The 13,343-nt window shown below is 42.4% G+C and carries 13 protein-coding genes; 5 read left to right on the top strand and 8 right to left on the bottom strand.

What is annotated here, in order from left to right:
* Window positions 1-121: 121 nt before the first annotated feature.
* Genes ACYFDN_RS04525 through ACYFDN_RS04535 form a run of 3 tightly spaced genes read right to left on the bottom strand, consistent with a single transcriptional unit; the run spans window position 122 to window position 5,169 of the window.
* Window positions 122-3,232: an efflux RND transporter permease subunit gene (locus ACYFDN_RS04525; protein WP_483510120.1), complete on the bottom strand. Its 3,111-nt coding sequence runs from the start codon at window positions 3,230-3,232 to the stop codon at window positions 122-124.
* Complete coding sequence (locus ACYFDN_RS04530) at window positions 3,225-4,526, bottom strand: efflux RND transporter periplasmic adaptor subunit (protein WP_483510121.1); 1,302 nt, start codon at window positions 4,524-4,526, stop codon at window positions 3,225-3,227. Before ACYFDN_RS04530 ends, ACYFDN_RS04525 begins: the two co-directional genes overlap by 8 nt.
* Window positions 4,513-5,169, bottom strand: a complete 657-nt coding sequence (locus tag ACYFDN_RS04535) for a TetR/AcrR family transcriptional regulator (protein WP_483510122.1) — start codon at window positions 5,167-5,169, stop codon at window positions 4,513-4,515. Before ACYFDN_RS04535 ends, ACYFDN_RS04530 begins: the two co-directional genes overlap by 14 nt.
* Window positions 5,170-5,449: 280 nt before the next feature.
* Between ACYFDN_RS04535 and rssA the strand changes: the two genes are divergently transcribed.
* Both rssA and ACYFDN_RS04545 read left to right on the top strand, forming a co-directional pair.
* Window positions 5,450-6,379 carry a patatin-like phospholipase RssA gene (rssA, locus tag ACYFDN_RS04540; RefSeq protein ID WP_483510123.1) on the top strand — a complete coding sequence of 310 codons (930 nt, stop codon included), beginning with the start codon at window positions 5,450-5,452 and terminating at the stop codon, window positions 6,377-6,379.
* A 179-nt stretch (window positions 6,380-6,558) separates the two neighbouring features.
* On the top strand, window positions 6,559-7,500 hold the full coding sequence (locus ACYFDN_RS04545) for a YeiH family protein (protein ID WP_483510124.1): 942 nt from the start codon (window positions 6,559-6,561) through the stop codon (window positions 7,498-7,500).
* A gap of 28 nt (window positions 7,501-7,528) precedes the next feature.
* On the opposite strand, the gene ACYFDN_RS04550 is transcribed toward ACYFDN_RS04545, so the two are convergent.
* Window positions 7,529-7,690, bottom strand: a complete 162-nt coding sequence (locus ACYFDN_RS04550; RefSeq protein ID WP_483510125.1) for a hypothetical protein — start codon at window positions 7,688-7,690, stop codon at window positions 7,529-7,531.
* A gap of 251 nt (window positions 7,691-7,941) precedes the next feature.
* Here ACYFDN_RS04550 and ACYFDN_RS04555 point away from each other — a divergent pair, with 251 nt between their 5' ends.
* On the top strand, window positions 7,942-8,319 hold the full coding sequence (locus tag ACYFDN_RS04555) for a hypothetical protein (RefSeq protein WP_016403023.1): 378 nt from the start codon (window positions 7,942-7,944) through the stop codon (window positions 8,317-8,319).
* Window positions 8,320-8,344: 25 nt separating this feature from the next.
* Here ACYFDN_RS04555 and ACYFDN_RS04560 read toward each other — a convergent pair whose 3' ends face one another.
* The 4 genes from ACYFDN_RS04560 to ACYFDN_RS04575 all read right to left on the bottom strand — a co-directional run bounded on the left by ACYFDN_RS04560 (window position 8,345) and on the right by ACYFDN_RS04575 (window position 11,650).
* Window positions 8,345-9,166 (bottom strand): lipase family protein, encoded by an 822-nt coding sequence (locus ACYFDN_RS04560; protein WP_152782745.1) that lies wholly within the window; start codon window positions 9,164-9,166, stop codon window positions 8,345-8,347.
* 88 nt (window positions 9,167-9,254) lie between these two features.
* Complete coding sequence (locus tag ACYFDN_RS04565; protein ID WP_483510126.1) at window positions 9,255-9,821, bottom strand: hypothetical protein; 567 nt, start codon at window positions 9,819-9,821, stop codon at window positions 9,255-9,257.
* A 48-nt stretch (window positions 9,822-9,869) separates the two neighbouring features.
* A complete protein-coding gene (locus tag ACYFDN_RS04570) occupies window positions 9,870-10,637 on the bottom strand; it encodes an alpha/beta fold hydrolase (protein ID WP_483510127.1) in 768 nt (255 codons plus the stop codon).
* The gene (locus tag ACYFDN_RS04575; RefSeq protein WP_483510128.1) at window positions 10,634-11,650 is read right to left on the bottom strand and encodes a DUF2817 domain-containing protein; all 1,017 of its coding nucleotides are present in this window, start codon (window positions 11,648-11,650) and stop codon (window positions 10,634-10,636) included. The genes ACYFDN_RS04570 and ACYFDN_RS04575 overlap by 4 nt, the downstream gene beginning before the upstream one ends.
* Window positions 11,651-11,813: 163 nt before the next feature.
* Between ACYFDN_RS04575 and ACYFDN_RS04580 the strand changes: the two genes are divergently transcribed.
* Together ACYFDN_RS04580 and ACYFDN_RS04585 are read left to right on the top strand one after the other, a co-directional pair.
* Complete coding sequence (locus tag ACYFDN_RS04580; protein ID WP_016403028.1) at window positions 11,814-12,506, top strand: sensor histidine kinase; 693 nt, start codon at window positions 11,814-11,816, stop codon at window positions 12,504-12,506.
* 33 nt (window positions 12,507-12,539) lie between these two features.
* Window positions 12,540-13,304, top strand: coding sequence for a hypothetical protein (locus ACYFDN_RS04585; RefSeq protein ID WP_016403029.1), 765 nt, complete (start codon window positions 12,540-12,542; stop codon window positions 13,302-13,304).
* Window positions 13,305-13,343 lie beyond the last annotated feature (39 nt).

Raw genomic sequence — 13,343 nt, forward strand, 5'->3', positions numbered from 1 at the left:
AAACTCCTAAACTAACTGCGCTTAGCTTAACTCAAAGACTGGATATATATCCAGTCTTTGAGTTAAAAGTTTACGTAGCACCAACTAAGCCCTGCTAGGTTCTCGTCTTCAGTATTAAGCCTTATTCATGTTGCAGTGATTTGTGTTTATGCACCAAGTTCCAATCGGCTAATACCGCATAAGCTGCCGGAATAATAAATAACACCATCATAGTGGACGCAATAATGCCAAATACTATCGACACCACAATTGGTTGCACAACTTGAGCTTGTAAGCTGGTTTCTAACAATAAAGGCAACAAACCCGCAGCTGTAGTTAAAGAGGTTAAAAACACTGCCCTAAAGCGCTCTTTACTTGCATTCACTACTGCTTGATAAACATCGTCGCCCTCATCTAAATGATAACGGATATACTGCACCAGCAATATTGAATCATTAGTTACAATACCCGCTAGGGAGATAAACCCTAGTATTGAGGGCATGCTTAGGTTGTGCCCCAATAAAAAATGCCCCCACAATACCCCAATTAGGGCCATAGGAATCACCGTAAGTACCACTACCGGTTCTAAGTAACTTCTGAACTGAAAACTTAAAATAGCGAACACACCAAATATGCCAATAGCGAAGCTTTTGCTTAAGGAAGCCCCTACTTTCGCGCTTTCTTTAGCTTCACCTTCAAAATCTACCCGTAAGCCTGGGAATTGTTTTTGAAGCTCAGGCAAAAAGCTTTTTTGTACTAGTTGCATCACCTCGTTGGTATTGGCGACTCGGGTATCAACATCTGCCATTACTGTCACGGTGCGTAAACTGTTAATTCGTTGAATGCGTACATAAGCGCGCTGGTATTCAATGTTTGCAATAGACGATAACGGCACTTGCTGTCCATCGGCTAACACAATTGGAAAATTCGCTAAGGCTTGCAAGCTTCCGGACTGTTGCTTGTTAAGCCTTACGTCTATTTGCATATTTTCTGGGCCAATTTGAAACTCGTCAGCAATGACTCCTTGGTATGAAGCGCGCAACTGCTCAGCAACCATTTGGCCATTCACCATAAATGACTCTGCACCACCTCGAAGAGATATAACCACTTCTTCTTTGCCAGGTCGCATATCATCTAAAATGCTATTCACACCCTGAAACTTGCCCAAATAAGCTTGTAGTTCAACAGAAGCTGATTTTAATGTATCTAGATTAGAGTGCTGCAAACGAACTTCAATCGCCCGCCCTGCCGGACCCATTGTCGGTTGAGTAAACGCCAACGCTAAAGGTAAAGCTTGCTCGCCAACTTGCTCGCGCCAAGCCGCAATAAAATCTTCGATATAACTATTGCGAACTTCTGCAGAGAGTAAATCAAGGCGCACTGTAGCTACATGCGGGCCCGACTCGCCAGCATCGGCATTAAAGTTATATTGCGCGGTTATATCGTGAATAAGCGTCTGAGGTTCGTTGTTATCTTGGGTGAACCGTTCTCCAACTTGTTGCGCTGCATTTACGATTTCAGTAACTAACGCCTCCGTTTGGCTCAAACTCGACCCAGGAGGAAGGATGATTCTTGCCTCTGCAATATCGCCATCCAACTCGGGAAAGGCGGTAAATTTAACTAGACCACTAATCACCAATGAAAAAGATAACAGCAATAAACCAAACGTTGCTCCAAGCGAAACGTAACGCCATTTAACTACATAGGCGACTGCCGGAACTAGCTTATTAAGCCGGAAGTTTTCGAAAGCATTTAAAAATTGTGCTTTAAACCCGCTAGTAGGCCGTTCAATTCCTTTGTGCTGCAAAGTATGACGAAGGTGATTAGGCAAAATTAAAAATGCTTCTACCAAACTAATGCATAGCACCAATAATAAGGCCATGGGAACCACGCTTAACACGGCCCCCATTTGACCGTCTAACCACATCAAGCTTCCCAGTACAAAAATGGTGGTGAAGAACGACGAGATAACCCCGGGTGCGGCTTTTTTAACGCCTTTTACTACTGCTTGGTCAGCACTTAATCCACGCTCTAAATGCGCGGCAATGGATTCGGCAATAACAATCGCATCATCCATCATGATACCAATGGCCATAAGCAAGCCCACTAGCGTCATGATGTTGATTGACAGTCCAAACACCGACATTAAAAACAACCCGCCCATAAAGGCTACCGGTAAGCCTGCTGCAATCCAAAATGAGTAACGCAGCGAGAAAAACAACCACATGCTTAAAAAGACCAAGATAATCCCTTGCCATCCGTTTTTGAGCATCATGTTTAAACGATCGCTCAATAGAGAAGACATATCATTGGTAAGGGTTAAGCTCACTCCTTCCGGCGTAACAAGCCGCTGGTCATCAACAAACTGCTGAACAGACTGCTTAATTCTCAAAGCATCATCTGCTTTGTTTTTGCTGATTTTAAGTACCGCTGATGGAAGGTTGTTAAAGAGGATTTTTTCTTCGTCTAACTCAAATCTATCACTAATAGTGGCAATATCACCAAGGTACACCACGCTGCCATTGTTATCTGAGGCGATCACAGTTTTAGCCAGCGCTACAGGGTCTCGTTTACGCTGGTCAAAACGAATTAACAAGTTTTTATCGGTAAGCTCAATAGTGCCGGCCGGCAAATTTATGTTTTGCTGGCTAATGGTACTAGCTACATCATTCACGCTAAGGTTTAACCTGCGCAGCGCAGTATGGTCTAGCTCAACGCGTAGCTGATGATCCGAAAATCCACTCACGCTTACCATCGCCACGCCGTAATCAACCTTTAGGATATGTTTAAGCTCTTCTGCGTAAGCTTTTAAATCAGGCCAAGATGCTGGCGCACTTATTGCGATATCGACGACTGGCTCGGCCCAATCCATTTCTTTTACTACGGGCGGTTCAATTTGCTCTGGGAAATCCTTAATTGCATTTATTTCGGTTTGAATATCAACCAGCATTCGCCCTACATCGGCATTACCATCAAGCTTTACAACTAACGAGCCAAGGCCTTCAACAGCTTCACAGCGGGTTTCTTCAATACTTGATAAACCATCAACTGCGTCTTCCATTCGCATACATAAACTTTCTTCCACTTCACTAGGTGACGCACCAGGGTACACCACCGTTGCAATAATGAAGGGATTGGTAAACTCGGGAAAGGTTTCACGCTTTAAGGTACTAAGACTAGTTAAGCCGAGAAGTATAAAACTCACCATTACAAGGTTTGCTAGAGTGGGATGGCGAATAAAATAATTAAGCATTCGTCGCGTCCTCTAATCGCAAACTCATTCCCTCTACGGCAGGGATCAGGTCATTAAGAATTAGCTTCTGTCCACTGCTAATCTCACCACTGATAGCCACTCCTTGTTCAGTTCTAAACAACACAGTAATAGGGATTATGCGAAGTTTCTCTTGATCATCCATGAGGTAAATACTGCTGCCATGCAAAGCACGTTCAGGCACCACATAGTGCTGTTGCGGATAACCCTTAATGGTTGCTTGCACATACATACCTTTAGTAAGCGGGATTTGCTGGGCTAAATCCATTTCTGCAATATTTTGTGCAACTTCTAAAAACATACCAACTGTGGCTTGCTCTACACTCACCGACTCAGCAACACGAGTGACCGTAGCGGGCCAACGATACTCAATACCAGATGCCACCAAACTCACAGATGCTTCAAACTCCAACTCATCAATTGAAGGTAAACCCAAAGCATTTTGATAGTGCTGAACGCTGCTAACCAAATGACGCATGTCGTTTAACGACAGCTGCACATCGGCTACCATTACATCCAGTTTCTGCGCCACTACCATTACCGATTGCAAGTTAACAACTTGCTCAGTTTCAATATTTACTTCTGCAATTTTGGCATCGAAAGGTAGCACGATTTCTGTTTTACTCAGTTGCCGTTGTGCATCTTCTAGTTTGGCCTCTTCCACCGCGAGTTGTGCCTCGGCAACGCGTCTATCATCGGGGATAAGCTGTAGGGCATTCTCAAGCTCTTGAACCACGTTGTTTTGAATGAGTACGTTTTGTTTTTGATTTTCTAACTCTGAGCTGGAAATAAGATTTTGCGCTTTAAGCTTTTGCTTACGTTTATACTCTTCATCCACCAACAAAGCTCGCTGACGTTCGATATCTAAGCTCACTTTAAGATTGGTTTCTTCTTGGTTTAGTCGAGCCAATTGAGTTTTACTGGCGTTTAAGTTGGCCTCTGCTTGAACCAGTTTTAGGCTGTATTCAAGCGGGTCAATTTTAAGCAACAAGGTTCCTTTAGGAAGAAACCGCCCCTCTTCTAACAAGGGATGACGATAAACCAAACTGCCGGTTACTTCCGCTACGGCTTCCCAGCTGGTTTTAGGCTCTACTCTTCCGTAAGCCACCGCTATAGGAGCAGCAGCTTGCTGCTCTAAACCCACCACCTCAACTAAACGGGAAGACTGGTGCTGAGCGTTTACCGGTGCAACTTCCTTTGTAGCAATAGCCAAGACCAGAAAAAATACCCCAATGGCAATGCCAGGAAAAATCAACCAAGGTTTATTGAGTTGCATTACTATGTTCCTTAGGTTTAAACAATCCACGCTCAAGCAACTGAACGTTATGATCTGCAAGTTTTAAAAATTTTTGTTTCGACAATTCAATTTGATTGGCTTCCAATAAACGCTCAGGCATCAAAAATGGAAACACCATTAAACTCAAAAAACTAATCTGTGCCATCTCAGGGTCTACACCATCTAAAAGTGACTTATTTTTTAACAATTTCTGGAATAACTCCCTGCTTTTAAAACGCCCCAAACTGCCAATCATCAGGTTTAGTTGCTGAGCGCTTTCGTGTTCTTTAGGTAAGCCGGACAATTTGTATATCAGCTTCGGGAAGTAAGGATTGTCCACCATGGTGGTGTAATAAGCGCGCATCACCTTAGCTAAGTCACTGACTTCGGTGTGTTGTTTCCCATGCTTAAGGGTACTAAATACAGGGTCAGATACATTCTTTAGCATTTCACCAAAAAGCTGCGCTTTAGAGCCGAAGTAATACCTAATAAGTGCCGCGTCTACTTCGGCTTGGTTTGCCACCATGCGTATCGATACTTTGTCGTAGTCGTGTTTTACAAACAGCTGAGTGGCAGCCTCTAATAATTTTTTCCTAGCGTGGCTATCACCTTTAGGTCGCCCTACAGGATTCTTTTTAGTCATGGCTTATTGGTTTATTCATCATGTGTAGAATAAATAATAAAACATAAACGCGCGTTCTGCGCCAAGTAAAATTCTTCGCATCTTTACTTTCAATGAATTTCCTTTAATTCGCACAGTTAAAGGCTTATTACTGTTCATCTGGCCCCTGCAAAATATTAGATAAATATCAGTACCATATTTGGCTATAGCTAACTCGCATCTAGAACATAAGTAACTATGAACTTAAGCATTTTTAAGCAACAATGAGGCTTACGAAATAGTTGGCTTGAATGGAGTTATCATGGCTGTTAGCGGCGAGTTGAAGATTGGCTTAGCCTTGGGTAGCGGAGCAGCAAGAGGCTGGTCTCACCTAGGGGTAATAATGGCCTTGCAAGATATGGGGATCCGCCCACATATTGTATCTGGTTGCTCAATCGGTGCCTTAGTCGGAGCAGCATATGCTTGCCAACGAATAGACAAACTCAACGAGTGGGCCTTAAGCCTTTCTAGCTGGCAAGTTTTCAATTTGATGGACTTCTCACTTTACCGTGGCGGATTGCTCACCGGGGAAAAGGTATTTAACGCTGCAGAAAAATACATTGGTAGCGACAGCATAGAGCAATTAACGATTCCATTTGGCGCAGTGGCAACTGAGCTTGAGACCGGCAAGGAAGTTTGGTTGCAAAAAGGCAGTGTACGAGACGCTGTTCGCGCATCATGTGCCATGCCGGGATTAATGGCCCCCTATCGTTTAAAAGATCAATGGCTGGTAGATGGTGCAGTGGTTAATCCAGTTCCAGTATCGTTGTGCCGAGCTTTGGGCGCCGACATCGTTATTGCGGTAAATCTTAATAATGATAAATCTCGAATTGCGCTAACCGACCATCCCTTAGAAATAAACGAGCAAAACAACAATGCTAACGAGCAACCATTTTGGCGCTTGTTAGGTGGCGGCAAAGATTTTCTTAATTCCATGTTAAGTAACCTCAAGCAGCCAAACAATAATCGCTCCCCCGGCATGATAGGCGTAATGTCTACCTCGATTAATATTATGCAGGAGCGGTTAACCCGCACCCGTATGGCAGGCGATCCACCAGATATATTGCTGTCTCCGAAATTAGGGGATATTGGCATCATGGATTTCCACCGTGCCGAAGAAGCTATTGCCGAAGGCAAACGAGTGACAGAACTGATGCGACCACAAATCGAGGAAGAGTTATTTTATCGCTAAATTAGCTTTTAAGCTCGATGAATAATATCAATTAAAATAATCATTATTATTGATATGAAACCAGATAATCTCATTAGATCAATGAATTAAAATAGTTTTGTGAATTTATCTCGCAACTAAATCCACATGCATGCAATCCTTGCTCGGCGTATACTTAAGCCTGATGTTGAGGATTTAATATGTTAGAAAAACTAAAACCGCTCAGTAAAGCAGATGTACTATGCCTAGTTACCTGCTTAGTAATCCTTACGCCTCTCATAAACGGTCCTGGCGCTCTAGTTATTGGAGCTTGTTTCGCAAGTTTTGGATTAATACCTAAAACCATTGATATTGCTATTTTAACCAAGCGTCTATTAGCTATCTCGGTGGTCGGTTTAGGTTTTGGTATTTCTATTACCCAAGCTATTGAATACACGCAACACGGTTTTGGTTTAATTGTAGGCTCTATCGCTTTTACCCTATTTGTTGGCTTAGTTGCCGCTAAATTAGTGGGTATGGAGAAAAAGACCGGCTATTTAATCTCGGTGGGAACTGCAATTTGCGGCGGCAGCGCTATTGCCGCAGTAGCACCTGCGATTAAGGCAAATAGTAAACAAATCTCCTTAGCCTTAGCGACCGTGTTCATTTTGAATGCTTGTGGTTTGTTCTTATTCCCATTGCTGGGCCACGTATTAGAGTTAAGCCAAAACCAATTTGGTTATTGGGCAGCCATTGCTATTCACGATACTTCGTCTGTTGTAGGCGCTGCTGCAGCGTACGGCGATGAAGCCCTTAGCGTTGCCACTACGGTTAAACTAGCCAGAGCGTTATGGATAATCCCTGTAGCCTTAATGAGCTCGATAATATTCAAAGAAAAAGACGGTAAGGTTTCAATTCCCTACTTCATTTTTTTCTATATTTTGGCAATGCTTATCAGCAACTATGTACCGATGTTTGAGGCTGTCTACAAAGGCTTATTTGAGATGTCTAAACAGTTGTTGGGAGTGTGTTTATTTTTAATCGGCTATGGCTTAACGGCAAAAAACTTACAACAAGCAGGCAGTAAACCATTATTGCTTGGATTAGGCCTATGGACCTGTATAGCAGTTAGCTCACTAGCTATCATTAAACTTTTCTACTAACCGGCAAGCTAAACCTGCATGAGCAATGCTAATGGTTAGATTTACGCTGTTTGCCCACTAACGATGTACCTAGCATTACCAGTACCGCCAAAAAGGCGGTAGCTTCGAATACTGCTCGGATCAAATCATTACTAAACCAAGCAATAAGTAGACTTAGAACAATAATCGCTAACAAAATTTTACGTAACATCAGCACCCTCCAGTTGGCAAAACTGTAACCAACATTTGTGCTTCTGCAAATTCAGTTTGTCTATAAGCTAGCGCTGCTGCTTATAAAGAATGATTGTTGAGGCGAATAATAATTAGACATACATCACATTTTTGTTAGAATCGTCCGCGGTCACAATACTTACGGCAGGCACAATGTTTCAAACTTTGTTCTATAGAATACTTTTTCCGTTCATCATCGCGTTGTTGGTGATGATATTAGCAATATTGCAAATGCAAAAAGTAACTTTGGCAAAGTTTTACGACAAAGAATTGAGCTTTTCCGATTACCTAAACTGGTTTTCAACTCATCCAGCTAACACCGTAGACGTATTGTCGGTATTGCGAGCCCAGCAACCCAACCACCATGGCGGTACGACGCAGGATTGGTGCCCAAGTGTTAATTCTGAAGATGGTTTTGTTAGCATTAGCTATTTAGATGACAAACCCGTTTGTTGTAGCTTAGGCCAAGGTCAACGCTACGTTTACTACAAAGAAGATGAGCAGTTTATTACCTTACTCTGTGGACGATGGCCAAGAACTGAAGTAGTGAATGTGAGTAAGAAAGGGATCCGCGCGGTGCAATCTTACCGCAGTGCGGCAGGCTCCTAATTTACTCCGCTTTGTTTACAGCACTTTAGTGCTCATCAAAATAGTCTTTATTGCGAATGTATTTACGCATGTAGTGATAAGTAAACGGTAATAGCAACCAACTCACCAAAGACTTACTTAACCGATACCAGGTTGGCGTATTCTCATAAATTCTTTCATCGTGTAACCATAGCATTCTACCTACATGCCAATAGACAAATGGCAAGGGGGGCAAAAAGGTTACTATGTCTAAGTCACAGCAAATTCGGTAAGTTTTACGATGCAATTTGTAGTGCTTCTTAAAGTTCCATAAGCCTGTTGCTGGTTGGCCAAAGGTTACGACCCGTTTTACCTTTTTGGGATATTGCCGCTCTAATCTATCCGCCACCAATACTGCCATACAACCACCAGAGGAATGCCCCGTAAGCGATATGCGCTTTCCTTGTGCCATCAGTGGCAATAATATTGCCTCAAGACGCTGGTATACGGTGTACTGGTTTTTGCTCCGATTAGGATCGCAACTTAACTGTTCCAACAGCTGCAAATAGCCCCAATGAACATGATAATGGCTCTCTCCTGCTTGATATTTGCGTGGAACAAAAGCAAGGTTAACCAGCCAATCAAATATGTTCATTGACCCTCGAAAAACAACAATCACTTCATCTTTGTTCTCTTTCCATAATACCCGGGTTGTTGACCGACCCCAGCGATCAAACACGTCTTGATACAAATACTTATCAAGCTGCTCAGTCATGCCTTGCATAGCCGACGGATAAGCCAATCGACAAAGCACCGCATAACGTTCGTATTGGTAACGTTTTAGTTTTTTTAACTTAGCGATGGGTTCTTGAATTAGCGGTTGGTTCAAACAAAGCTACCTAAGGCGTTTTGGTTGTATATTGAAACATAGTGTTCACAATTTAATATGACACTTTAATGAAACAGCACCAACACCGCTATTGTGCGTAGAACTTTAACCAATATTGCTGAGCCTTAACGTGGTTAGGAACTACCTTGTTAAAGATATAAACATTGCCAACTTGCTGAACCACAAAAAAATTGTGTGCAATTACGCCTGTTGTATCATTTAACTCTAGCCTTCCCCATCCCCCGCTAAACGCGGAAAGGCTGGAAAAATGCAATTCAAGGTCTTTCACCTTACAATTCGCGCTAGAGCTGGGCACTAACACGCGATAAGCTAAGTCTTTCCATAGTTTGTCTTGGCTTAACACATTGATTTGTTGCTGTATGCTGGCGTTCCAAGCAAGCTCTAAAGTTATTAGTCGCCCTCTTAATAGTTGAAGGTTATCGTAAACACAGGCATTGCTTGCAGGTAGACTTATTTGCAAGGCATCAGCTTGCTCATTAACACTTGCCTTTGTTATTGGCATAAGTTCAAGTTGTTTGGCCGCTTCTACTCGAAAAGTAAGCTTGGGGTAAGTCCCTTCTATCACTTCTATCGCTAGCTGATTAGCTATAGCTGAGTATGAAAACAAGCCTAAACAAAATAACCACTTACCCATAACTACCATTCCTTAACTTATCCAAGCGATAGTTCATCGACTTTAAGATTAGCAGCTTAATGCATTAAGCCATTGCTGAATCTGCTTCACTGTCCATAGCGGTGCATCTAAGGGTAGATCATGCCCTGCGGTAGGATGCTGTTTAAAATCTGCTTGCCAGCGCTTAGCGAGTTGTTCACTGCAACTGCAATCAACTAATTTATCTCTACGGCTATTTAGGATCAGCATTGCTTGGTTAGGCTTATTAGGCGCTTTAAAAGCTGCAGCCGCTTTAAGTTGCAAAAAAGCATTTTTTAGGCTTACCGGATACTGCTTTGCCCAGCTAACCCAAGCGCACAAAACTTGCTGGTGCTGTTGCTGGAAGTTAGTGGTTAAGCTCATGATTTTACGTTGTCGAGAAACCGTAGACTGAGTGAGAATAGCGCTTAGCAAAGAGGGATAAATACGCCAATTTAAACGACGATAAAACGGTGAAAACGCTGCGTTAGAAGAGTTAATTAAAATCAGCGAGTTAACTTCATGACTAAATTTATTTGCCCAATCTACAGCCAACATTCCCCCTAGTGAAATGGCAACGATATCTACACAATCAATGTCTACATTTTGTAGTCGAAGTTGAATTCGCAAACTTTGCCGCATTTGGCTAATGCTGTCTGCGCTTTTTAAGCGATATAAGTGGCCATTACCGGGGACGTTAAAACTAACAATTGTACGCTCAGGAAAGGCCTGCTGCAGGAGTTCTCGAAATTGTCCCCAATGGCGTTTCTCTCGTATTAACCCTCTAACCAAAACAATTGGTCGTTGACTATTAGTCATGAATACCACTTCTTTATTGCTGCTTTCTTGTCTAAGTCTAATTGAGGATCATTAAGGAAGCTTTGCCATGAATGGCAGGCATCCATTAAAAACTCCATTAATATTAGATGCCGTCTTAGCACTCGCTCTACTCGGTGTGGCTTCATGGGGTGATACAAACCTAAACTGTTAAACAGCTGAAGTGGATTTTTCTTTAACCAACGCCAAGAACCCATCTCCAAGGTAAGAGGAATAAACGTACCCGGATAAGCTAAGGACTGTTCGTAGCAATAATCCCAAAGATCACCTTGACAAACATAATGTTTAGTTTGTGGTTCAAACAGGTAGTTTTGATGCGGAAAGCCACTAAAAAAGGCTTTTCGAAGCCGATAAACCACACCAAGATCATCAATAGGCTGTGATACCGAGTTTGCATAGGGAAACCAAATCCGGTCACTGTGGCCAAAGCCGCTATGACAATCTAGTACCAAACTAAAAGGCCGAGGGAACAAGTTGGTTTGAGCGAATTTAACTAAGGCCTGATTTTCCATTTCCATTGCTTGGCCGCTTTTGCCTCTAAACCATGGTAAATGTGGACTGATTCGCTGCCCACCAACCATAAAGCTAGCGCCGTCAGTAGCAATACTTGGCGAGTTTCGCATTAAATCTACGCCATTAGCGTTAGCTCTTCGCTGCATAACCATGCCACTAGGGTTTACGATAGGCACAAAACCAAGGTAGCAGTTATTGAGGAGGTGCTGAAGTTGTGTGTCCCAATCAAGCCGGTTTAGCAGGCTGGCTAAAAAAGACAGCACTACTTGACTACCAATACGTTCAACACCGTGAACCCCACCTACAAACAATACTCCAGGTTTATCAATAGAGGCATTACCCAGGCTAATTGCATGAACAGGATAAGAATCATTAGGGGTGCCGTTAACTTCACACAGTAACTCTACTTTAAGCTTATTTGGAAACAGCTGAAGAATGTTAAGCAGCTGATCCATCTCCGGGAATTCACTCTGGCCTTGCATCGCGTCCTCGCTTGCTATAATTGGCAAGTTACATCTAGCAAAATGCCATGACAGGTTTATTACTAGCTCGCTATGTAATCTTAATAGTATTTTGGAAGTAGTTGATTTTGCGACAAAGCTGGGCTTCGGTTACACTGCAACAACGTGCTTATAAGGACTTCACATGCCAGTAAACGACAAGCTAGATTTTTCATCAGTTTTAGCCACTGCAGTTCACGATATGAAAAATTCGCTGTGTATGCTGACTCAGTCAACAGAATCCATCGCCTTACGCTCTAAACAAATGGGCAGAGAAGACAGTGAAGAACTGTCGCGCTTGCATTACGAAGTGTCACGCTTAAACGGAAGCTTGATGCAGTTATTGGCGCTTTATCGTTTCGAAAAAGAACAAATGCCAATGACCATTGAAGAGCAGTACCTAGAAGACTTACTCAACGATATTTATTACAAGAACCAAACCTTCATCGAACAAGCAGAAATGAAGGTTGAAATAGATGTGGAACCTTCACTAAGTTGGTACTTTGATGGCGTACTGGTGGACTACCTACTTAATGATATTGTGGTGAATGCACTTCGCTATTCAAAAAAACAAATTAAAATATCTGCAAAACAAGCCGATAACTATTTATGCATCCAAATTGATGATGATGGTGATGGATTTCCCCAGGACATTATCGACTTGGCAAATATAGAAGTAGCTTCGCAAATAAATTTTGTTAAAAATCGTAGCGGTTTAGGTTTATTTTTCGCAAAATTGATCGCTAAAGCACATATAAATTCGGGCAAGGAAGGTAAAATAAAACTAGAAAATGGCAGTTCTTTAGGTGGTAGCCGTTTTAGTTTATATCTCCCGTAGCACAAACACTTAGGATATTTTTTCGGTTTAAGTATGGTATTTACCTTAGTATTGCTTGGCATAGGCGCGTTGTTGTTTTTAGTCATCGCCTACAACATGGTTCAACAATTTAAACAGAAGCAAGAAACCGAACGCCGTTTAGCAATTGCCAAGCAAAAGGCAATTATTAACGAAACGGAAGAGTTGCTACTGCATTCCTCTATTTTGCCTTACAGCAAAGAATTGGTAGAGCTGCTGCATAAACGTATGTTAGAAGCCCTCAATCAAATTAGAACCACTGATCCTAGCGTTAAAGGCTTAAATAACCGTATTCGCGCAACCAAAGGTCAACTAAGCCAAATAAAAAATGCAGGCGACATCAGTGACAGTGCTTTTAGAGCCCCTGATACTGATAAAGATGCTCTGCAAATGCTGCAGATCATTAAAAAAATTCGTGCGGTAGTACGCTCAGAACATGCAAAAGGTCGTTTAAACACTCAAGTGTTTGTACTAGAAGACCGACGCTTAGAGCTAATGCAGCTAAAAGTGAACATCGAAAACGCCCTTAAACGCGCTGTAGAAGCCCAAGCGCTGCGCCAATGGGGCACGGCTCGCCAATTGCTTAATAAAGGAATATCAGCCTTGAGCAATATTTCTGACCGCGATGCCTACCTAGAACAAAAACTACAAGACATGCGCCGGATGAACCAAGAAATGAGCGACAAGCTTAAATCCGACAGCAAACAAGAAGCAGAAAACTTAGCAGAAAAAGAAACTGACGAGTTAGATGTATTGTTTCAACCCAAGAAAAAGTGGTAATACTTCCCCACCTCATCGTAATCGCTTTGAATTAGCAGC

It is taken from the genome of Agarivorans sp. D1326 (assembly GCF_056958115.1).